The sequence below is a fragment of the Micromonospora sp. WMMD736 genome, from assembly GCF_049179015.1.
In the GTDB taxonomy this organism is placed as follows: Bacteria; Actinomycetota; Actinomycetes; order Mycobacteriales; family Micromonosporaceae; genus Micromonospora.
On record NZ_JBMHMI010000001.1, the window covers coordinates 5,315,571 to 5,336,072 of the forward strand.

Below are 20,502 nucleotides of genomic sequence, written 5' to 3' on the forward strand. Positions count from 1 at the left end.
GCAGTCGGTGAAGCCGGCGGTCACCGGCCGGACGAGGTGGGCGACAGGTCACGCCCCGTGATCCCGGTCGTCCTCCACCTGCGGAACGATCGGAGTTCCCGCTTCGACGAAGACGAACCGCCGGTAGGACCAGAATCGGAACAGCGTCCCGAGGCCGGTGCCCACGACGAAGCTGGCGATGTTGTCGGCCAGTTGGGTCTGGAAGACCGCGGGCCAGATGCTGCCGAGCCCGTAGCGGCTGATCGCGAGGCAGGCCACCGCGATCCCCAGGCCGACAGCGTTGAAGAAGAAGAACAGCGCGTACTCCCGCGCCGGGTTGCTGCGCTGGCGGTGCCGCCAGGTCCAGAAGCGGTTGCCCAGGAAGGCGAAGGTCGCGGCGATCACGGTCGAGATGGTCTTGGCCGTCACCTGTTCCATGCCGCGCGCGGTCGTCAGGTAGTTGAAGAGCGCGAAGTCGACGAGGAAGGCGATCCCGCCGACGGTGGCGAACTTGCTCAGCTCGCGCACTAGGTGCCCGAAACGGTCGAGCAGTGCGCGGACCAGACCCGGTCGGGTCTGCCGGGGGCCCGGTTGCTCCCCGGTCATCGTGGCGGCCACGGGGCGAGCCTACCGGCTGTGGAGGTGTCGGCGGGGGAGCAACGGCGAGGGGACATCGTCGCCCGTCGCGACCCATTCACCCGGTGTGCCGCTGTTGAACGCAGCGTAACCAGTCGGAGGACTGATGCGCCTCGGAACGGGAATCCACCAACCGGTCGGCGGGGTGGGTTGACGGCCCGACCGCAACGCGCGTCGACCGGGGGTGCACAACAAGATTTGCGTGAAACTGCGCAGGAAAGCGGGTATCAGATCGTGATGCCGCAGCGTGGCCGTACCTTGTGCAGTTCTTCACAACCAGTCCCACTGACTCGGAAGGCTGCCCGGTTTACGCTGAGCCCAATCCCAGGTTTCCACGAAGGCGGCGCTTCGCGTCGCTGAGACTCGTGCATCCCATAGATCGGTCAGCGTCGACCACAAGGAGATGTGTCATGGTTGCTCCGGCTGTAGTGCGGGGTATCGATCAGGCCCCGACGTCCCATCCGAAACTGCTTGCCTGGGTCCGTGAGGTCGCGGAACTGACCACCCCCGACCGGGTCGTGTGGGTGGACGGGTCCGACGAGGAGTGGCGTCGCCTCACCGATGAGCTGGTCGAGGCCGGCACCCTCATCCGGTTGAACCCGGAGAAGAAGCCGAACTCGTTCTACGCGCGCACCGACCCGTCCGACGTAGCGCGGGTCGAGGAGCGCACCTTCATCTGCTCCGTCGACGAGGCGGACGCCGGCCCCACCAACAACTGGATGGCGCCGGCCGAGATGAAGCGGACGATGACCGAGCTGTACCGCGGGTCGATGCGCGGTCGCACCATGTACGTCATCCCGTTCGTGATGGGCCCGGTCGAGGCCGAGAGCCCGATGTTCGGTGTCGAGATCACCGACAGCCCGTACGTGGTGGCGTCGATGCGCATCATGACCCGGATGGGCGCGGCGATCCTCGAGGCGATGGGCGACGACGCGGACTTCGTGCACGCGCTGCACTCGATCGGCGCCCCGCTCGCGCCGGGCCAGCAGGACGTGCCGTGGCCCTGCAACGAGACCAAGTACATCTCGCACTTCCCGGAGACCCGTGAGATCTGGTCGTACGGCTCCGGATACGGCGGCAACTCGTTGCTCGGCAAGAAGTGCTACTCGCTGCGGATCGCCAGCGTGATGGGCCGGGACGAGGGCTGGCTCGCCGAGCACATGCTCATCCTCAAGATCACCTCTCCGGAGGGCAAGGTCCACCACATCGCGGGGGCCTTCCCGTCCGCCTGCGGCAAGACCAACCTGGCCATGGTGGAGCCGACCATCCCGGGCTGGAAGGTCGAGACCATCGGCGACGACATCGCCTGGATGCGGTTCGGCCCGGACGGCCGCCTCTACGCGGTCAACCCGGAGTACGGCCTCTTCGGCGTCGCGCCCGGCACCGACTGGAAGACCAACGCCAACGCCATGCGCACGCTGGACCGGGGCAACTCGGTCTTCACCAACGTGGGCCTCACCGACGACGGTGACATCTGGTGGGAGGGCATGGGGGAGCCCCCGGCGCACCTGATCGACTGGAAGGGCAACGACTGGACGCCGGACAGCGACAGCCTCTCCTCGCACGCGAACAGCCGGTTCTGCACCCCGATCACGCAGTGCCCGATCCTCGCCGACGAGTACTTCGACCCGAACGGCGTACCGATCGACGCGATCCTCTTCGGTGGTCGCCGTAAGGACACCATCCCGCTGGTGACCGAGGCCCGCGACTGGGTGCACGGCGTCTACATGGGCGCGACGCTCTCGTCCGAGACGACGGCCGCCGCGTCCGGCGCGGTCGGTGTGGTCCGCCGCGATCCGATGGCGATGCTGCCGTTCATCGGCTACCACGCGGGCGACTACTTCCGGCACTGGATCGAGATGGGCAAGGGCGCCGACGGCGACGAGTCCAAGCTGCCGAAGATCTACTACGTCAACTGGTTCCGCAAGGACCCGGACGGCTCGTTCCTGTGGCCGGGCTTCGGCGAGAACTCCCGGGTGCTCAAGTGGATCGTCGAGCGGATCGAGGGCACGGCCGACGCGGTCGAGACCCCGGTGGGCATGGTCCCGGCGCAGGACGCGCTCGACGTCGAGGGACTGGACATGACCCCGGAGGACGTCCGGATCGCGCTGAAGGTCGACCCGGACGAGTGGCGCAACGAGCTGCCGATGATCACCGAGTGGTTCGAGAAGTTCGGTGACAAGCTGCCCGGCGTGCTCTGGGCCGAGCTGGACGCGCTGCGCGCCCGCCTGGATGCGGCACAGCCGCAGCGCTAGGTGTGAACATCGCCCGCTGCGGGCATCATCGGATCCCATGAGGACGGCCGCCGAGACCGAGGTCCGGCGGCCGTCCGCCGTCCGGGCGCTCACCCTCCTGCTGGCGACGACGGCGGCGGCCACCGTCGTGGTCGAGCTGCTCAATTGGTGGTACGCCCCAGAGCAGGGCTTCGGTCTGGCCGTACGGACCGGCTGGGCCATGCTGCGCTCGTTCGGCTTCCTGTTGCTGATCGGGCACGTGCGCCGGGGCCGGACGGTGGCCCGTCCCTTCGGGCTGATCCTCGCGGTCACCACGATCTTCGCCGTCGGCCGGTTGATCGTGCCCCGGCAGGGAGTGCCACCGCTGCCGGGACTCCTCGGCTTCGCCGCGCTCACCGCGCTGTGTGTGGCGGTGGTTTGGCTGCTCTACCGCTCGTCGGCGCTCGCCGGGCACCTGGTCCGGCACCGGCCTCGACTGGTCATCGACAAGACCGGCATCTCGTGGCGCGAGACGCCTCCGCGCCGGCCGCAGGCGAGCGCGTGGCTGTTGACCAGCCGGGTGGCGGCGTTCACCTACAGCCCGCTGATGCTGGTGCCGGCACTGGTGGCCGGGGGCGCCATCCTGGACGATCGTCTCTCCGCCGTGCCGGCCGTGCTGTTCTGGTTCGGTGCCGGCATCGCGGCCAGCTACGCCGTGCTGTTCTGCACCGCGTTCCTGATGCGTGGCAAGGACTGGGCACGCGGTCTGCTGGTCGTCGTCACGTTCGGCGTACTCGCGGTGGACCTGCCGCTGTGCTGGTGGCTGCTGGGCCTGGACGGCCTGGTCCGCGACGGCGCCCCGCTGCTGGCCGCCGCGACCCTGACCCTCTACGGCCTGCGTCGGGCATCGCGTGCGCCGGACGCCGCTGTCCCCGTCTGACAGCCTGCGCGAGGGCCGGCTCAGCGGTCGGCGGGCGCGGGGCTGGCAGGGGGTTGTGCGAGCGCTGTCGAGCTGCCCCGGATATGGACCGGCTCGGCTGCCCGTGGCCCCGGCGGCAGGTCTCCCGGTGAGCGGTCCCCCGGCGGTAGGCCTCCCGGGCGGTGGCGAGGATTCGGCGCGATCCGATGCGCGCTGAGGACCCGCCAACTCGCGCCAGTCGGTCGGCGCGCTCATCGTGCCGTTGGGCGTGGCGGTCGCGCAGGGCGCGCTCGGAGCCCCTGCCCTGCCCCACCAATGGGGCAGCTCGACAGGCAACGCAGCAGGCGGCAGGGGTGCCGTCTCGGATCCGCCGGTCCACAGGTCGGCAGCAGGCGGCAGCGCGGCAGCGCGGCAGGCGTGCGGGCAGGCGGCCAGGGGGCAGGATGACGGGTGACGTCGGTCACCGTGGCCGGTGTCGATGGCCCAGGTGATCGCTGGGCGGGACGGATACCAGCCGTGTCGCCCCGGTCGGAGGGAGGCGCGCGGTGAGCGACGAGTTCGACGTGGTGGTGGTCGGTGCCGGGCCGGCCGGAGCGGCGGCCGCCCTGACCGCCCGCCGGGCAGGTGCCAGCGTGTTGCTGCTGGACCGTGCCGATTTTCCCCGGGACAAGGCGTGTGGCGACGGGATCGCGGCGCACTCGGTGGACGTCCTCACCGAGCTGGGCGTGACCGAGGCGGTAGCCGGCTACGCCCCGCTGCCCGCGCTGCGGATGGTCGCGCCGGGCGGCCAGGCGGTGGCTCGGGCGCTGCCCCGGCCGGCGTACACCGTGCCCCGGGAGGTCTTCGACGCGCGGCTGGTGGCCGCAGCGGTGGCGGCCGGCGCGCAGCTGCACCGGCACAGCGTCCGCCGGGTGCAGCCGCGTGGCGACCGGGTGGTGCTCGACGGGGAGCTGTCCGGCCGCGTGGTGGTGGGCGCGGACGGCGCCGGGTCGGTGGTGCGCCGGGCCCTCGGTCACCCCGTCAACCCCGACCGGCACCTCGCGCTGGCCATCCGTGGGTACGCGCCCGCGCTGCCCGGCCCGGCCGAACAGCTCATCGTCACCTCCAAGGCGCGCTGGCCGGCGTACGCCTGGTCGTTTCCGATCGGCGACGGACGGGCGAACGTCGGGTACGGGGAGGTGCTGCGCGGCGAGCCGCTGAGCCGGGCGTACCTGCTGGATCGGCTGGCGGCGCTGCTGCCCGGCACCGACCTGTCGACGGTGACCGCGTTGCGCGCCCATCACCTGCCGCTGTCCACGCACCGGCCGGCACCGGGTCGGGACCGCACCCTGCTGGCCGGCGACGCGCTGTCACTGATCAATCCGTTCACCGGGGAGGGCATCTTCTACGCGCTGCTCTCCGGGGCGTTGGCCGGAGCCGCTGCGGCTCGGGAACCGGAGGCAGCGGCCCGTCGCTACGCCGCGGGTCTGCGCCGCCGCCTGGGCACACATCTGCGCCACAGTTCGGTGGCCGCCTGGTTGGCCCGGCGGCGGCGAGTCGTCGACGCGGCGGTCCGGGCGGCCCGTCGGGACGACCGGGTGTTCGACGACGTGGTCGAGTTGGGGCTCGGCGACGGGCGGCTCACCGCCCGTACGCTGGGCATGATCGGCATCGAACTGTCCGGCGGGGATCGCCCTCCGAAGGGGTGATCCGGCGGGCGGGTCGCTACGCTGCTAGGTGATGACGCTGCGGAACCTTATCTACTCCGTGTACGAGCGCCGGCTCACCGCGAAGCTCGCGGGCAAGCCGGTGCCCCGGCACGTCGGGGTGATGTGCGACGGCAACCGCCGGTGGGCCCGGGAAATGGGCTACGTCGACCCGAACGACGGGCACCGGGTCGGCGCGGCGAAGATCAAGCACGTCCTCGGGTGGTGTGACCAGGCCGGTATCGGCCACGTCACGCTCTACCTGCTCGCCACCGACAATCTGCGCCGCCCGGCCAGCGAACTGGACCCGCTGCTGCAGATCATCGAGGACCTGGTGGTGGAGCTGGCAGAGGAGGGCAACCCCTGGCGGCTGCGCATCGTCGGCGCGCTCGACCTGCTACCCGCCCAGACCGCCGCCGCGCTCAAGGGCGCCGAGGAGCGTACCCGGGACCGCAGCGGTGGCGCGGAGGTCAACATCGCGGTCGGCTACGGCGGCCGGCGGGAGATCACCGATGCCGTCCGCTCGCTGCTGCTGGAGCATGCCGCAACCGGCGGCACGCTCGAGGAGTTGGCCGAGGTGCTGGACGTCGAGCACATCGCCGAACACCTCTACACCCGTGGCCAGCCCGACCCCGACCTGGTCATCCGTACCAGTGGGGAGCAGCGACTGTCCGGGTTCATGCTGTGGCAGTCCGCGCACTCGGAGTTCTACTTCTGCGAGCTGAACTGGCCGGATTTCCGGCACATCGACTTCCTGCGGGCGCTGCGCTCGTACGCCACCCGCCAGCGCCGCTACGGCGCTTGAGGGCCTCAGGGCAGCTGATCCAGGGCCCGGGTCAGGAAGTCCCCCAGCGCGGTCGGTGACTCGATGGTCAGGTCGGCGGCGTCGGCCACCTCCTGGCCGGTCTCCGGGTTGGCCACCGCCACGCAGACACCGAAGAAGTCCGGATCCGCCTCGGCGCGGGCGCGCAGCGCCGCGAACGCCTTGATGTCGGAGACATCGTCGCCGAAGTACCAGGCGCCGGTGGCGCTCTGGACCACCTCGCCGATCACCATCCCCTTGTCCCGGTCGACCGGTGGCTTGAGCTCCAGCACCATCCGACCGGCCTGCACCCGCAGCCCCAGGCGGTCGGCCTGCGACTGACCCCACTGCTGCACCGTCGCACCGAGCTGCGGGGCCGTACGCCAGTGCAGCGCCACCGAGAGCCGCTTGAACTCGACGAGCGCGCCGGGTGGCAGCTCCTCCCGGGCCAGGTCGGCCAGCTCGGCCATGGTGGGCACCCAGGGCAGGGCGGTGGGCTCGGTGACGGTCTCGCCGCCGGAGTGGCTGTGCTCCAGGCCGTAGAGGCCGTACAGGTCCACGCCGCTCAGCTCACCGAGGCGGTCGCGGAGGAACTCGACGGGCCGCGCGGAGACGATCGCGATCCGCTGCACCACCGGGGCCAGCGCCTCGATCGCGGCGAGCGCGTTGGGCGCGGGACGGACCGCCGTCGGATCGTCGTCGACGGGCGCGAGTGTGCCGTCGAAGTCGAAGAAGAGCACGGTCCCACCGGCCCGGCCGGCGGTTATCTGCCAAGCCTGGTCGGCGTTCAACGGGATCCTCGGCTGGTGGTTGCCCAGATTCAACGGCGGCACGCGCGTCAGCGTACCCCGGCGTCGGGGGCTCATTCCTGGCCGAGCGGACCCACTCGGCGGCGCTGGGTCAGCGTTCGGCGGCCCCTCGTCCACGGCGTCCGAACGGCACCACCGCCGCCTCCTGTCCGTGGCTCAGCAGGTAGCCCTCCACGAACCCGGTGTTGCGATCCCCGGTGTGGGTCTCGATCTCGTTGAGGCGCGCCACCAGGAACTCGGTGAGTGCGCTGATCCGGTCGTTGAGCCGCTCGTGCAGTTCCGCGACGACGGCCAGGACGACCGCCGTGCCGGCGCTGGTGAGCGCGAGAAGGTTGACGAGCAGCGGCAGCTGCCCACCGTTGACCGCGAGGGTCACCACGTTGCCGGTCGCCCACAGTGTCATCGACACCGTGGCGACCACGACTCCCCACCACTTCAGGGTCATGGACAGACCCCTCCTTCTGTCCCGCAGGGCTAGGTTCGGCCTTGTCCCGTCCCCCCGCCGATGACGAGCCCAAGCAGTACGAATAGGGACGCTAGCGTGCCCGTTCCTGCCCCGGAGCGAAACGAATGAACCTGACCAGGCGTTCTTTCGCCATCTGAGGAACTACCCCGCCTGATTGCCTCTTTTTCGGACATCGACCGGCAGCGTTGGGCGGTATGCGAGGTATCTGATGGTTTCGCGGATGTGGAACTTCTCCGCGTCCGACACGTTCGGGTCGACCAGGCGGCGCAGCAGGGCCTCCACGTCCGGGTCCATCGGAGGGGCCGGCTGGCCGGCTCGCGGGCCGCTGGCGGTGCGGTCCCAACCCAGCGTGGCGAAGGCGGCGGCGGGGTTCAGGCCCAGTCCCTCGCAGAAGGCGACCACACGTTCGGCCTCGGGGTCGCTGGCCCAGTCGCCCCGGACCCACCGGTTGATGGTCTGCCGGGAGACGCCGGTCCGCCGTGACACCTCGGTGCCGCTCCAGGCGCGCGTGGCCCGCGCCTCGTCGAGGGCGCGCCGAACGAAGGTGGCGAAGGCGATTTTTCGCGCGTTGGCCGTCTCGGTCACCCCGTGACGGTACGGCCAGCCGTCCGCGGGTGTTTGCCCAGGCACGCTGCTGTCACGCGGACGTGACGACACGCTCGGATTTGTGGTCAACGATCCAGCGCCGTTTTGGAGGGGTGTCACCCGGGCAGAATAGATGCCCGTCGTGGTGAATGTAAGGGGACGAAAAGCTGATACTGTCACGCTCATGGGACAATCTACGGTGTGTCACGTGCATGAGACGACTGGTGCTCACATGCGTCACGCTCCCGGTGCCGAGGGGGTGTGGTGACCGAGCTCGCCACCCGAGCCCAGGCCTTCGGGCTGATCGCCGAGGGAGTGGCAGCGGGGCTCAGTGCCCCGTGGCGCCTCTACCTCGCCCGAGGCTGCCGATACCTGTCGCTGAGCGTCGGCGACCGCACCGAGTGGAACGCCTGGCGTACCCACCTCGGCTGCCCCGAGTTGAGCGTCCGGGTCTACGACGCCGGCGGGGAGATCCGTCGATCCTCGGTCGCCGAGGTCATGCTGGACGGCTGCCGGATCACCGTCGAGCTGGTCGAGGAGGTCAGCACCGACGACCTGGACCGGCTGCTGGTCGCGGACCCCACCGCCGACCCCACCACGGTTGAGCCGGAGGAGCGATGAGCCGGCGTCCGGGGCGGGCGGAGGCCGCCCGATGAGCCCGTTCCTCGTGGTCTTCCTCGTCCTGGTGCTCGGTGCCACCAGCTACGCCGCCGGTCGCCTGCACGGGCAACTCAGCTACCGCGTCGGCTATCGCTTCGGTTACCGCCAGGGCTACTTCGACGGTGACCGGGGTGCCTGGAACCGTCGTCGTCGCGATGCCCAGGCGGCGATCGCCTCCGCGCTGTCGGTCTCCTCGCCTGCTGCCGTCCGCTCCGCCGGCACGGTCGTCCGCCCCGATGCGGCGGCCCGCCCCGGCACCACCTACACCGGCTCGTCGTTCACCGCGCCGGCCGCCCCGATCACCGGGCGGCACCCGACCGGCACGCTGGTTCGACGAACCGGCTGAGCCGGCTGGCGGGTCGCCCCCGAGCGTCCCGCCGACCGGCAAGCGGAGAACGCGGTGCGTCGTCCGCGGACACGCACCGTCGGGGCCACGTCAGACCGGTGACGGCGGCCCCGCCGGCCGGGATGCGCGCAGGGGGCATGCATCCCGGCCGGCTCGCCGCGTCCGGCCGCCACGCTGACGGACACCGCGCGTCGTCCCCGCCGGCTCGTCCGTTCGGCGCTGTTCACACGGCCGTCCCCAGAGATCCACGATCGCCCCTAGCCGGGACGGTCCGCCGCAGCTAGCGTCTAGGCATGGCGCGGGGTTCTCCCGAGCCAGCCGGTCCACCCGGATCTGCGACCTCGCGCACGGGGTTCCGCATCCGACCCCTCCGGGTACCGGACGAGGCGGAAAACGGGTGGCCGGGTGCCCATCCGTCGGAGCAGGCCTGTGACGACTCGCCGTACCACCGCCGGTGCCGACCAGACCCCGGCCGCGACTGCCACGACCCGCCGTGCCACCCGGAGCCGCCGTGCGGCGGACGCCGCGCCGGCCGAGAACAAGGAGCCCCGACCAGCGGGGCAGGCCTTCGTTCTCGACACCTCCGTGCTGCTGTCCGACCCGGCGGCGTTCCACCGCTTCGCCGAGCACGAGGTGGTGCTGCCACTGGTGGTCATCACCGAGCTGGAGGGCAAGCGGCACCATCCGGAGCTGGGCTGGTTCGCCCGGCAGTCGTTGCGGATGCTCGACGAACTGCGCATCCGGCACGGCCGCCTCGACCGACCGGTACCCGCCAACGACGCGGGCGGGACGCTGCGGGTGGAGCTGAACCACACCGACGACGGCGTACTGCCGCCCGGGTTCCGCACCGAGAGCAACGACGCCCGGATCCTGTCGGTGGCGCTCAACCTCGCTGCCGAGGGGCGGGACGTCACGCTGGTCAGCAAGGACATGCCGCTGCGGGTCAAGGCCGCCTCGGTGGGTCTGCGCGCCGACGAGTACCGCCACGGTCAGGCCGGCGACCCCACCTGGACCGGCATGTCCGAGTTGGAGTTGGGTGAGGAGCAGATCTCCGCGCTGTACGCCGGTGAGACGCTCGACCTCGACGAGGCGGCGGGTCTGTCCTGCCACACCGGCCTGGTGCTGCACTCGACGCGCGGCTCCGCGCTGGGCCGGGTGCTGCCGGACAAGTCGGTCCGCCTGGTCCGGGGTGACCGGGAGGCGTTCGGGCTGCACGGCCGGTCGGCCGAGCAGCGGATCGCCCTCGACCTGCTGCTCGACGAGACGATCGGGATCGTCTCGCTGGGTGGCCGGGCCGGCACCGGCAAGTCGGCGCTGGCGCTCTGCGCCGGCCTCGAGGCGGTGATGGAGCGTCGCCGGCACAAGAAGGTGATCGTCTTCCGGCCGCTCTACGCCGTCGGCGGCCAGGAGCTGGGCTACCTGCCCGGGTCGGAGTCGGAGAAGATGTCGCCGTGGGCGCAGGCGGTCTTCGACACGCTCGGCGCGGTGGTGCACGAGAACGTGCTGGAGGAGGTCACCTCACGCGGCATCCTGGAGGTGCTGCCGCTGACCCACATCCGGGGTCGCAGCCTGCACGACGCCTTCGTGATCGTGGACGAGGCCCAGTCGTTGGAGCGCGGGGTGCTGCTCACCGTCCTGTCCCGGATCGGGCAGGGGTCGCGGGTGGTGCTCACCCACGACGTCGCCCAGCGGGACAATCTGCGGGTCGGCCGGCACGACGGTGTGACCGCGGTGATCGAAGCGTTGAAGGGCCATCCGCTCTTCGCCCACGTCACGCTCAGCCGGTCGGAGCGGTCGCCGATCGCCGCCATGGTGACGGATCTCCTGGAGGACATCCCGCAGTGATGGGTGATTCGTAACCTTTCGTCCCTATTTTGGATGTGGCGCAGGTCACAAACGGCGCGGTCGGTTTCCCATGTGCCTCACTGTGCGCGATGGTGTCCCACGAGCGCCCACGCACCACAGGCATCGTCGGTGATCGCTCGCCCGAGGTCAGGGCGGCATCAGTGACGGTCGGTGCGTCGGCGCGACCGGCTCACCGGTCGGGGCGCTCACGGCACGGCTGAGGGCTGACGTGGCCCGGTGCCGCGCCGTGTCCTTGCCCCCGACGAAGGGACCACTTCGTGAGTCGGCTGTGGAGCCGGTTGGGTGCCCGTACGGCCGCTGTCGCGTTGCTCTCCGTGGGCGTCGCGGGTGGCTTCTACCTGGGCCAGGACCGGGAAATCCAGCAGCAGGGCCTGACCGCGCAGATGGGCGTCGAAGTCGATCGCGTCGACTTCTCCTACCAGCGCGAGCGCCAGGCCAACCACCAGGTCGCGTTCGCCCGGCAGCGGGCCGCCGAGTACCAGGCCAAGCTGCGGGCGGCCCAGGCGGCCAAGGAGGCCGCCGAACGGGCCCGCAAGGCCGAGGCCGCCGCCGCGTCGCGCAAGCGCGAGCGGGAGGCCGCGGAGCAGGCCGCCAAGCCGTACGACGGACCGATCCCGGCATCCTGCGCCGAGTACAGCGGCAACCGCAAGATCGGTTGTGCGCTGATGCTGGAGAAGGGCTTCCCCATCTCCGAGTTCCCCTGCCTGGAGAAGCTCTGGACCAAGGAGAGCGGCTGGAACCACAAGGCCGCCAACCCCATCGGCGCGTACGGCATTCCGCAGTCGCTACCCGGCAGCAAGATGGGCACGGTCGCGGACGACTGGCGGACGAACCCGGCCACCCAGATCATCTGGGGGTTGGGCTACATCAAGGGCAAGTACCGGACGCCCTGTGGCGCCTGGACCTACTTCCAGAACAACAACCACTACTGACGACGTACGACGGCGGGGCGGGTGGGCGACCACCCGCCCCGCCGTCGCGTATGCCGGTCGGGACGTGAGTGGCGGTCGGCCCCTTTTGCTGATAGCAGTTGGGGGGTGAGCCTGCACCCGCCAAGCGGCGACCCGTTCCGGTTCGGCACCGAGGCGTTCTACGCCGCCCTCGGCCGGGCCTTCGTCGCCATGTGCGCGGTGGTCCCGTTCCTCTTCCTCATCGAGGCGATCGACCAGGGGCTCGCGTTCGGCCTGGACGCCACGGCCGGCATCATCCCGCACCGCATCGACGGCCTCGACGGCGTCTTCTTCTCGCCGTTCCTGCACCACGGCTTCGACCACCTCTACAGCAACAGCATCCCGCTGATCCTGCTGGGCACCTTCGTGCTGGCCGCCGGCGCGCGGCGGTTCCTGTGGTCGACCCTGATCATCATCCTGGTCTCCGGTCTCGGGGTCTGGTTCACCGGCTCGCCCAACTCGGTGGTGGTCGGCGCGAGCGGCGTGATCTTCGGCTACCTGGGCATCCTGCTCACCCGGGGCATCGTCGAGCGCAGTTGGTGGAACTTCGCCGTCTTCCTGCTCGTCGGCCTGCTCTACGGCTGGCAACTCGTCGGCATCCTCCCCACCGACGAGCGGATCTCCTGGCAGGGTCACCTGTTCGGGCTGCTCGGCGGCGTGGTGGCCGCGATCCTGTTCCGCCGCCGCCGGCCCACGGTGGACGGTCCGGACTACTCGGGATCCACCCTCAGCCTGCCCTGACCTGCCCGTCGACGCGCCTCTGGGACATGCTTGCCCGACCGCTGCGCCCCGCCTACCGTCGAGATCAGCACGCGTTGATCCGCGAGCGGAAAGCGACGGTACGCCATGCGCGAGGTCGATGTCGCCGTGATCGGGGCCGGTCCCGCCGGTCTCTTCGCCGCGTACTACGCCGGATTCCGTGGCCTGTCCGTGGCGGTGATCGACGCGCTCCCGGAGCCGGGCGGCCAGGTCACCGCCATGTACCCGGAGAAGCTGATCCTCGACGTGGCCGGGTTTCCCGCCGTCAAGGGCCGTGACCTGGTCGCGAACCTGGTCGCCCAGGCGGCGCCCTTCGCCCCGCGGTACCTGCTCGGCACCAGGGCTGAGAAGCTCTCGTACACCGATGACCGGCCGGTGCTCGGCCTGGCCGGTGGCGAGCATCTGGGCTGCGGCGCGGTCGTGGTCACCGGCGGGCTCGGCAGCTTCAGCCCACGGCCGCTGCCCTGCGCCGACGGTGCCCCCGGTGCCGGCATCGTCTACTTCGTCACCGACCCGGCCGAGTTGACCGACAAGGACGTGCTCATCGTCGGCGGCGGCGACTCCGCCTTCGACTGGGCGCTGGCCCTGCAACCGCTGGCCCGCTCGGTGACCCTCGTGCACCGGCGGGAGAAGTTCCGGGCGCACGCCTCGACGGTCGCCCGGGTGCTGTCGCTGCCGGTGCGGGTGGTCGTCAACGCCGAGGTCACCCGCCTGATCGGGGACGCCACGGTGACCGGCGCCGAGGTGACGGTGCGCGGCGGCGCGGCCGAGACCCTGCCGGTGGACACGGTGGTCGCCGCCCTCGGCTTCACCGCCGACCTGGGCCCCCTCGCCGAATGGGGGCTCCGGCTCGACCGCCGGCACATCGTGGTGGACAGCGCGATGGCGACGAACCTCCCGAGGGTCTTCGCGGCCGGCGACATCACCGAGTACCCGGGCAAGGTGCGCCTGATCGCCACCGGCTTCGGCGAGGCCGCCACGGCGGTCAACAACGCGGCGGTCGCCATCGACCCGAGCGCCCACCTCTTCCCCGGGCACTCGTCCGACGCGGGCTGACCGTCGATACCGGACACTGACCGGTCCGTGCCCGGATCGAGACGGGTCCACCGGACCCTGAGGGGATGACGGGGACCGAGAAACCACGCGATGGCGCACCGACGACGTTGGCGTGGCTCTGCCACCCGGCGACCCTGCTCGCGCTCGTCGTGCTGGTCGTCAACGACCATCTGTGGAAGGCGGCGTACCCGGGCCTGGTGACCGGCAAGCTGAGCGACGTCGCGGGCCTGGTGCTCGCTCCGCCGCTGGTCGCGGTGCTGCTCACGCTGCTGCTGCCGCGGCTGGCGGCCCGCACGGCCGCGCTGGTCGGCCTGGTCGCGGCAGGTGCCGGGTTCGCGGTCGTCAAATCCAGTGGGTACGCCGCTGAGCTGGCCTCTTCGGCATGGACCGCACTGGCCGGGCCGTCTCTGGTTCGGGCCGACCGGACCGACCTGTTCACGCTACCGGCGCTCGGCCTGGCGTGGTGGAGCTGGACGCGGGCGCGGAGGCGACCGGTGCGGCACCGGACGGCTCGGCTGGTCCGGCTGCTGGTGGTGCTGCCGCCGGCGGTGTTGGCGGTGGCCGCCACCAGCGCGGCCAGCTACCCCTACGCGCTCGGTGCCACCACCCTCGACGGCCGTCCGGCGATCTCGGTCGGCCTGGGCTACGAGAATTCGTCCATGCCGGACGAGCCGGCCGATGGCCTTTGGCAAGTCAGCGAGGACGCCGCGACCACCTGGCGAGAGTCCACCGACGACGAGAAGACCCGGCTGGACGCCCAGGACTCCCCACGCCAGCAGGCGTGCGCGCCGGACGACCCCCGACGCTGCTACCGGGTGGTCGCCGGGCACCTGCGGGTGGAGCAGAGCGACGACGCCGGAGTCACCTGGCAGGTGGCCTGGGAGGTGGCGGATCCGCGGCGCGACGAGTTGGCCCGCCGGTACAAAGAGCCGGGTGACGTCCGTCGCCACTTCTCATCCCGCGAACTCGTCGTCTACCCGCACGCCGGGGGCGGCCACGAGGTCCTGGTCGCCAACGGCCGGGACGGATTCCTGCGCCGTCTGTCGGACGGCGGGTGGCGACGCGAAGGATTCCTCGAAAGCCAGTCGCCCCTGGCTGTCACGCCCGAACTACCCGCTGTGTACGACGGTGGACGGGTGCAACGCGAGGTCGACGTGTGGCTTGCCATCGCGCTCGTGTTGCTCCTCGGCTGCGCGGTCACCGTGCTCGCCGGACACCTGGCGATTCGACGCGGCGGCGGCAGCCACGGCTGGGGAATCGCCGGGGCCTTCGCGATCCTGCTCGGCGGACTTCAGTTGGGGGCCAGTTGGTTCTGGGTCGACGAGACGAGCACCGTGTACACCGCGTTGATCATCATCGTTCCGCTGGGCGCGCTGGCGGTGGCGGGGCTGCTCCTCGTCCCGTGGCTCAGCAGCGCTCCGGGGAGCTGGGTCGGGTGGACCGCGGGAACTCTCCTGCTCACCGTGCTCCTGGCCGGACTGCCGCTGGCCGGTTGGGTGAACGGCACTCCCGAGCAGACGCCGGTGGCGGTCGCGCTGGCCCTGCTGGCCACCGTGCCGGGACTGCTGCTGGCCGTCCGGCTAGCCAGCCTCGCCGACCCGGCCCGCGAAGAGAACCGGCGCGACACGCCGCCCTACCCGCCGTACCAACCCCTGCCGCCGCGAGTGCCGCTGCGCTGATTCTTGCTTGCGACCCCCGCCCGCGCCGATCTTGCGCTTTCTGTCGACGAAGTGTGTGCATCTGCGGCTCATGTCGCGACAGTAACCGCAAGATCGGCGCGGGCGGGTGTGCTGCCGGCGCTGGTCAGGATTGCCGGGCGGCGGGTGGGGCGAGGGCGGCTAGCAGTACGGCCACCAACGTCAGCACGGCCCCGAGCAGACTGTTCACGCTGGGGTGGGAGGCCGCGGTGGGCAGCACCAGGTCCAGCAGCACGGCCCCCACGATCTGACCGGCGATGGTGGCCAGGCCGAGCAGCAGCACACCGGTGAAGCGCACGATCGCGGCGGCGATCGCGATGAACACGATGCCGATCGGGCCGCCCAGGTAGAGCCACAGCTCGCTCGGCGCGTGACCGGTCGGCCAACCGCGTACGGCGACGTCGACCGCGAACGCGACCAGCAGGGTCGCCGTGCCCACCGCGAAGTTGACGAGCGTGGCGGTCAAGGCACTGTCGGCCGCCGCCCGGACCTGCCCGTTCACCGCCTGCTGCCAGGCGATGCCCAGCCCGGCCACCAGGGGTAGCAGCGCCAGCGCCAGCGCGCCCGGGTCGCCGAGCCGGTCGCCGACCGCCAGGACGACCGCGAGCACCGTGAGCACCGCGCCGGCCAGGCGCTGCCGGGTGACCGGCTGCCGCCCGGCCGGGCCGATCCCGGCGCGGTCGACCGCGAGGCTGCTGCCGGACTGGCCGGCCACCACCGCCACGGTGAAGACCGCCACCCCCAGCGAGCCGATGGTGAGCCCCTGCGTGGCCACCAGCAACGCGCCGCACATTCCCCCGAGGCACTGCCACGGGCGCAGCGTGCCGGCCGTGAGGGCCCGCCGTACGGCGCGCAGCCCGCGCCGCCCGCCGGGGGTGACCGGCACCAGCACCAGCAGCACCACCAGGCCCAACCCGAACGAGACCACCGCGGCGGCGAAACCGTCGGCCAGGCGTACGCCCAGTTCGCCGTTGATCCGGGACTGCGCCGCCACCGCGACCCCGGCGACCGACGCCAGTGCGACACCGATGATCCGGCGGGCGGCTGGCAGGGTCGGCGGAGCCGCGGTGCCGGTGCCGCTCACTCCTGTTCGGCGAGCGGACGACCGTCGAAGTCGACGGCGGAGTAGAGCGCCAGCTTCTCCAGCCGGTGGTACGAGTCGATGACCCGGATGGTGCCGCTCTTCGACCGCATGACGATCGACTGGGTGTACGCGCCGCCGGACCGGTACCGCACCCCGCGCAGCAGGTCACCGGAGGTCACGCCGGTCGCCACGAAGAAGCAGTTGTCGCCGGTGACCAGGTCGTCGGTGCCGAGCACCCGGTCCAGGTCGTGCCCGGCGGCGAGGGCCTTCTCCCGCTCCTCGGCGTCACGCGGCCAGAGTTTGGCCTGCATGGCGCCACCCATGCACTTGAGCGCGCAGGCCGAGATGATGCCCTCCGGGGTGCCGCCGATGCCCATGAGCACGTCGACGTCCGACTCGCCACGGGCCGCCAGGATGGAGCCGGCGATGTCGCCGTCGGAGATGAACCTGATGCCCGCGCCGGCCCGGCGGATCTGGGTGACCAGGTCTTCGTGGCGGCTGCGGTCCAGAACGCAGACCGTCACCTCGGAGACGTCGGTGCCCTTGATCTTGGCGATCCGGCGCAGGTTCTCGGCGACCCCGGCGTTGATGTCGATCACGTCGACGTAGGCGGGGCCGACCGCGAGCTTCTCCATGTAGAAGACCGCGCTGGGGTCGAACATCGCGCCGCGCTCCGAGACGGCGAGCACCGCGAGGGCGTTCGGCATGCCCTTGCTCATCAGAGTGGTGCCGTCCACCGGGTCGACCGCGACGTCCACCTCCGGGCCGGTGCCGTCGCCGACGTGTTCGCCGTTGAAGAGCATCGGGGCGTTGTCCTTCTCGCCCTCGCCGATCACCACGACGCCGCGCATCTGGATCGAGTTGATCAGTTTGCGCATGGCGTCGACGGCGGCGCCGTCGCCGCCTTCCTTGTCACCCCGGCCGACCCAGCGACCGGCGGCCATGGCCGCGGCCTCGGTGACCCGGACCAGGTCCAGGGCCAGGTTACGGTCGAGATCCTGTGGGATCCGCGTCCTGGTGTTCGTCATGACGGCTGCTCCTCCTCGCGACGGTGCGGGGACGGCCGGCGGCTCGGTGGTGCCGCCGCCGGCTTTGTCGCTGATCCTCACACGATGGCCGACCGAGCGCCGGTGCGGGGCGGTGATGGGCCGGATACCGCCGGTCGGGCAGCTGCGAAGATGGCAGGGTGGAACCCGCACAGCCAGCTGACCGCGTACCCGCCGACCGGACGCCGCCCGACGGCCAGCCGCCGGCCGACCACCCGGACGCCCCCGGCGCCCGGTCCGCCGCGACGGGCCCGGCGGATCCGACGGCGCCGACCACCGGCGAGCCGGCCCTGGTCGCCGACGAGGCGACCCCCGTGGCCGAGCCGACCCGCGCAGGAGATGGGCCGGCGGCCCGGCCGTCGCCGCCCCGCGCGACAGCGACGGCGGCCAGGTCCGAGCGGTCGCCCAAGGACATGGCGATCTCGCTGTTGGTGCTCCTCATCCCGATCGCGCTGCTGCTGGCGTTCTACCGGGGCTTCCTGGGCGGGGACCAGGCCACCACCGTCGACCCCGCCCCGGCGATCGAACAGGCGCGGTCCGCGAACACGGTTCCGGTGAGCGAGCCGCAGGGGCTCGGGTCCGGCTGGCGTACGGTCAGCGCCCGCTACCAGAGCGTCGACGGCGGCGCGACGCTGCGGATCGGCTACCTGACGCCGGAGGGCAGGGGTGTGCAGCTCGTGCAGAGCAGCGTGCCGGCCGAGCGGCTGCTCCCGGCCGAGCTGACCGACCAGGGGCAGCCACAGGGTCCGACCGAGTTGGGTGGCCGCACCTGGCAGCGGTACACGGCCCGGGGGAACCAGCAGGCGCTGGCCCTGCTGGAGCCGACCCGTACGGTGCTCGTGATCGGTGACGCGCGGGACAACGAGCTGCGGGAGCTGGCCGGCTCCCTCCGCTGAGCGGTCCACAGTCGACGGGACACACGCCGAGGGGCTCGTCCGGTACGCTCCCTCGGCTCGGTCCGGCCCGTACATCGGGGCCGGGCCACGTCCATCTCTGTGAAGTGAGAACTCCGTGAACATTCGACGGTGGAGCTTCGGCTTCCTCGCCGCCACCCTGCTCGTCCCCAGCCTGGCCGCGTGCAAGTCCGACGCGGCCGAGCCGGCCGCCGCCCCCAGCGCGTCCGCTCCGGCCGTACCGGCCGACCCGAAGGAGGCGCTGCTCGCCTCCACGAAGGAGATGGCCAAGGGCGACTTCACGTTCACCATCGCGGGCGCCGACCTGACCGGCGGTGGCCTGGTGCACAAGCCCAGCAACAGCGCCCAGTTGACCATGAAGATGGGCGACGCCTCCCAGGACGTTTCGATGGAGATGGACCTCATCTACATCGACTCGGAGAGCTGGGTGAAGATGGAGCTCGGCGGCGAGATGGCGGCCATGGTCCCCGAGCTGGCGAAGAACAAGGGCAAGTACCAGCACCTCGACAAGACCAAGGCCAAGGAGATCAAGGACTTCCAGCTCGACCCGGAGACGTTCGACCCGGTCGACAGCGAGACCCTGGTCAAGGGTGTGACCGAGGTGCAGAAGACCGGCGAGGGCAGCTACGCCGGCAAGATCGACATCACCGCCTCCGCGGAGTCGGTCGCCCTCGACGAGGACGTGGTCAAGGCGCTCGGCGCGCAGGCCAAGTCGCTGCCGTTCACCGCCAAGCTGGACCCGCAGGGTCGCCTCACCGAGCTGGTCATCTCGGTGCCGGCCGCCGGTGAGACCGCCGCGCACGACATCAAGATCGGATACGCGGGCTACGGCGCCGGGACCGGCGCGCAGAAGCCGCCGGCGGACAAGGTGGTCGAGGCCCCGGCCGAGACGTACGAGATGTTCAAGTAGGCCGGCGGGGCGGGCCGGGGTGACCACGGGTCACCCCGGCCCGCCTCTGTTCGGCACCGGTTGTCCGCGAACAACCGGACAACAAGGGTGATTGTCCGACGCGTCGACAGGGAACAAGAAGAGAGCGATCCGGGCGTGCCGCTCGGCCCGGATCGTGCGACGTGGCCGAAGGGCTGCCGCGTCGCCCGGTTTCCGGCGCCGACCAGGTCGTCGGGTGACCCCCTTGGGAGACACGTATGACTGTCCGACGACTGGGTGCCGGCCTGGTAGCCGCCGCCCTGTTCACGCCCGCCCTGGCCGCCTGCGCCGGTGGTACGACCGGTACGGCCGGGTCGACCGCGTCCCCGACGGTGAGCGCGTCCGGTGCGCCGAGCCAGTCCGGCGGTGCGCCGGTGTCCGGCGACGCCAAGCAGGCCCTGCTCGACTCCACCAAGGCGATCAGCGACGGGAACTTCCGGTTCACCCTGTCCGGCGCCGGCTCCACGGCCGAGGGGCAGGTGCACCAGCCGAGTCAGAGCGCGGCGCTGAAGTTCGCCATCGGTGGCCCCTCCTCCGACCTGGCCATGAAGCTCGACGTGATCCACGCCAAGCCGGACAGCTGGGTGAAGCTGGAACTGACCGGCCCCACCGCTGACAGCCTGCCCGCGATCAAGCAGCTCAACCTCGGCAAGTACCAGCACCTCGACCAGGCCCGCATCAAGGGCAACAAGAACCTCGGCTTCGACTTCGACAAGGTCGACCCGGCCGGCAGCGCGGTGCTGACCCAGGGCATCACCGAGGTCCGCAGCACCGGCACCGGCACGTACGCCGGCACCATCGACGTCACCAAGGCCGCCGAGGCGGGCTCGCTGAACGCGGCCACCATCGCCGCGCTCGGCACCCAGGCGAAGACGGTCCCGTTCACCGCGAAGGTCGACCCGCAGGGCCGGCTGAGCGAGCTGGTGCTGCAACTCCCGGCCTCCGGGCAGACCACGGCCCAGGAGATCAAGATGACGTACTCCGACTACGGCTCCGCCAGCCCGGCCCAGAAGCCGCCGGCGGACCAGGTCGTCGAGGCCCCCGCCGAGCTGTACAGCCTGTTCAACTGACCGTCGTACGGGTGGGGTGGCTCCGGCCATCC

The 20,502-nt window shown here is 71.3% G+C and carries 20 protein-coding genes and 1 pseudogene; 14 read left to right on the forward strand and 7 right to left on the reverse strand.

Annotated features, from left to right (window positions below):
- Positions 1-48 precede the first annotated feature (48 nt).
- Complete coding sequence (locus tag ACN269_RS24000; protein WP_421476531.1) at positions 49-585, reverse strand: GtrA family protein; 537 nt, start codon at positions 583-585, stop codon at positions 49-51.
- Between the two features lie 217 nt (positions 586-802).
- Positions 803-889 (reverse strand): annotated as a pseudogene (locus tag ACN269_RS24005) (GtrA family protein); the annotation flags it as partial.
- A 136-nt stretch (positions 890-1,025) separates the two neighbouring features.
- Here ACN269_RS24005 and ACN269_RS24010 point away from each other — a divergent pair.
- From ACN269_RS24010 to ACN269_RS24025, 4 genes are all read left to right on the forward strand, one after another.
- Complete coding sequence (locus ACN269_RS24010) at positions 1,026-2,870, forward strand: phosphoenolpyruvate carboxykinase (GTP) (protein WP_421474533.1); 1,845 nt, start codon at positions 1,026-1,028, stop codon at positions 2,868-2,870.
- A 37-nt stretch (positions 2,871-2,907) separates the two neighbouring features.
- On the forward strand, positions 2,908-3,768 hold the full coding sequence (locus ACN269_RS24015; RefSeq protein ID WP_421474534.1) for a hypothetical protein: 861 nt from the start codon (positions 2,908-2,910) through the stop codon (positions 3,766-3,768).
- A gap of 524 nt (positions 3,769-4,292) precedes the next feature.
- The gene (locus ACN269_RS24020; protein ID WP_421474535.1) at positions 4,293-5,435 is read left to right on the forward strand and encodes an NAD(P)/FAD-dependent oxidoreductase; all 1,143 of its coding nucleotides are present in this window, start codon (positions 4,293-4,295) and stop codon (positions 5,433-5,435) included.
- Between the two features lie 31 nt (positions 5,436-5,466).
- Positions 5,467-6,237, forward strand: coding sequence for an isoprenyl transferase (locus tag ACN269_RS24025; protein ID WP_355048880.1), 771 nt, complete (start codon positions 5,467-5,469; stop codon positions 6,235-6,237).
- 5 nt (positions 6,238-6,242) lie between these two features.
- Here ACN269_RS24025 and otsB read toward each other — a convergent pair whose 3' ends face one another.
- From otsB to ACN269_RS24040, 3 genes are all read right to left on the reverse strand, one after another.
- Positions 6,243-7,067 carry a trehalose-phosphatase gene (gene otsB, locus ACN269_RS24030; protein WP_421474536.1) on the reverse strand — a complete coding sequence of 275 codons (825 nt, stop codon included), beginning with the start codon at positions 7,065-7,067 and terminating at the stop codon, positions 6,243-6,245.
- A 67-nt stretch (positions 7,068-7,134) separates the two neighbouring features.
- Positions 7,135-7,488 (reverse strand): hypothetical protein, encoded by a 354-nt coding sequence (locus ACN269_RS24035; RefSeq protein ID WP_421474537.1) that lies wholly within the window; start codon positions 7,486-7,488, stop codon positions 7,135-7,137.
- A gap of 162 nt (positions 7,489-7,650) precedes the next feature.
- Positions 7,651-8,094 carry an XRE family transcriptional regulator gene (locus ACN269_RS24040; RefSeq protein WP_421474538.1) on the reverse strand — a complete coding sequence of 148 codons (444 nt, stop codon included), beginning with the start codon at positions 8,092-8,094 and terminating at the stop codon, positions 7,651-7,653.
- Positions 8,095-8,358: 264 nt separating this feature from the next.
- Here ACN269_RS24040 and ACN269_RS24045 point away from each other — a divergent pair, with 264 nt between their 5' ends.
- From ACN269_RS24045 to ACN269_RS24075, 7 genes are all read left to right on the forward strand, one after another.
- Positions 8,359-8,715, forward strand: coding sequence for a hypothetical protein (locus ACN269_RS24045; RefSeq protein WP_421474539.1), 357 nt, complete (start codon positions 8,359-8,361; stop codon positions 8,713-8,715).
- 31 nt (positions 8,716-8,746) lie between these two features.
- Positions 8,747-9,100: a hypothetical protein gene (locus ACN269_RS24050; RefSeq protein ID WP_421474540.1), complete on the forward strand. Its 354-nt coding sequence runs from the start codon at positions 8,747-8,749 to the stop codon at positions 9,098-9,100.
- Positions 9,101-9,529: 429 nt separating this feature from the next.
- Positions 9,530-10,945, forward strand: coding sequence for a PhoH family protein (locus tag ACN269_RS24055; protein ID WP_421474541.1), 1,416 nt, complete (start codon positions 9,530-9,532; stop codon positions 10,943-10,945).
- 278 nt (positions 10,946-11,223) lie between these two features.
- Entirely contained in the window at positions 11,224-11,898 is a 675-nt protein-coding gene (locus tag ACN269_RS24060; protein WP_421474542.1) for a lytic transglycosylase domain-containing protein, read from the forward strand.
- 105 nt (positions 11,899-12,003) lie between these two features.
- On the forward strand, positions 12,004-12,657 hold the full coding sequence (locus ACN269_RS24065) for a rhomboid family intramembrane serine protease (protein ID WP_421474543.1): 654 nt from the start codon (positions 12,004-12,006) through the stop codon (positions 12,655-12,657).
- Between the two features lie 105 nt (positions 12,658-12,762).
- Entirely contained in the window at positions 12,763-13,731 is a 969-nt protein-coding gene (locus tag ACN269_RS24070; RefSeq protein ID WP_421474544.1) for an NAD(P)/FAD-dependent oxidoreductase, read from the forward strand.
- Between the two features lie 65 nt (positions 13,732-13,796).
- On the forward strand, positions 13,797-15,410 hold the full coding sequence (locus ACN269_RS24075) for a hypothetical protein (protein WP_421474545.1): 1,614 nt from the start codon (positions 13,797-13,799) through the stop codon (positions 15,408-15,410).
- 124 nt (positions 15,411-15,534) lie between these two features.
- Here ACN269_RS24075 and ACN269_RS24080 read toward each other — a convergent pair whose 3' ends face one another.
- A complete protein-coding gene (locus ACN269_RS24080; RefSeq protein ID WP_421474546.1) occupies positions 15,535-16,512 on the reverse strand; it encodes a DMT family transporter in 978 nt (325 codons plus the stop codon).
- Positions 16,509-17,540 carry a class II fructose-bisphosphatase gene (gene glpX / locus ACN269_RS24085; RefSeq protein ID WP_421474547.1) on the reverse strand — a complete coding sequence of 344 codons (1,032 nt, stop codon included), beginning with the start codon at positions 17,538-17,540 and terminating at the stop codon, positions 16,509-16,511. The genes ACN269_RS24080 and glpX overlap by 4 nt, the downstream gene beginning before the upstream one ends.
- Positions 17,541-17,698: 158 nt before the next feature.
- Between glpX and ACN269_RS24090 the strand changes: the two genes are divergently transcribed.
- The 3 genes from ACN269_RS24090 (at position 17,699) to ACN269_RS24100 (ending at position 20,470) form a co-directional block, all read left to right on the forward strand.
- Positions 17,699-18,454, forward strand: a complete 756-nt coding sequence (locus ACN269_RS24090; protein WP_421474548.1) for a DUF4245 family protein — start codon at positions 17,699-17,701, stop codon at positions 18,452-18,454.
- Positions 18,455-18,569: 115 nt separating this feature from the next.
- Positions 18,570-19,382 (forward strand): hypothetical protein, encoded by an 813-nt coding sequence (locus ACN269_RS24095; RefSeq protein WP_421474549.1) that lies wholly within the window; start codon positions 18,570-18,572, stop codon positions 19,380-19,382.
- 236 nt (positions 19,383-19,618) lie between these two features.
- The gene (locus ACN269_RS24100; RefSeq protein ID WP_421474550.1) at positions 19,619-20,470 is read left to right on the forward strand and encodes a hypothetical protein; all 852 of its coding nucleotides are present in this window, start codon (positions 19,619-19,621) and stop codon (positions 20,468-20,470) included.
- Positions 20,471-20,502 lie beyond the last annotated feature (32 nt).

Coding starts and splice junctions, on each gene's coding strand:
- ACN269_RS24025 (WP_355048880.1), top strand. CDS start 5,467: ATGACGCTGCGGAACCTTATCTACTCCGTGTACGAGCGCCGGCTCACC.
- ACN269_RS24035 (WP_421474537.1), bottom strand. CDS start 7,488: ATGACCCTGAAGTGGTGGGGAGTCGTGGTCGCCACGGTGTCGATGACA.
- ACN269_RS24015 (WP_421474534.1), top strand. CDS start 2,908: ATGAGGACGGCCGCCGAGACCGAGGTCCGGCGGCCGTCCGCCGTCCGG.
- glpX (WP_421474547.1), bottom strand. CDS start 17,540: ATGACGAACACCAGGACGCGGATCCCACAGGATCTCGACCGTAACCTG.
- ACN269_RS24000 (WP_421476531.1), bottom strand. CDS start 585: ATGACCGGGGAGCAACCGGGCCCCCGGCAGACCCGACCGGGTCTGGTC.
- ACN269_RS24075 (WP_421474545.1), top strand. CDS start 13,797: ATGACGGGGACCGAGAAACCACGCGATGGCGCACCGACGACGTTGGCG.
- ACN269_RS24100 (WP_421474550.1), top strand. CDS start 19,619: ATGACTGTCCGACGACTGGGTGCCGGCCTGGTAGCCGCCGCCCTGTTC.
- ACN269_RS24010 (WP_421474533.1), top strand. CDS start 1,026: ATGGTTGCTCCGGCTGTAGTGCGGGGTATCGATCAGGCCCCGACGTCC.
- ACN269_RS24050 (WP_421474540.1), top strand. CDS start 8,747: ATGAGCCCGTTCCTCGTGGTCTTCCTCGTCCTGGTGCTCGGTGCCACC.
- ACN269_RS24070 (WP_421474544.1), top strand. CDS start 12,763: ATGCGCGAGGTCGATGTCGCCGTGATCGGGGCCGGTCCCGCCGGTCTC.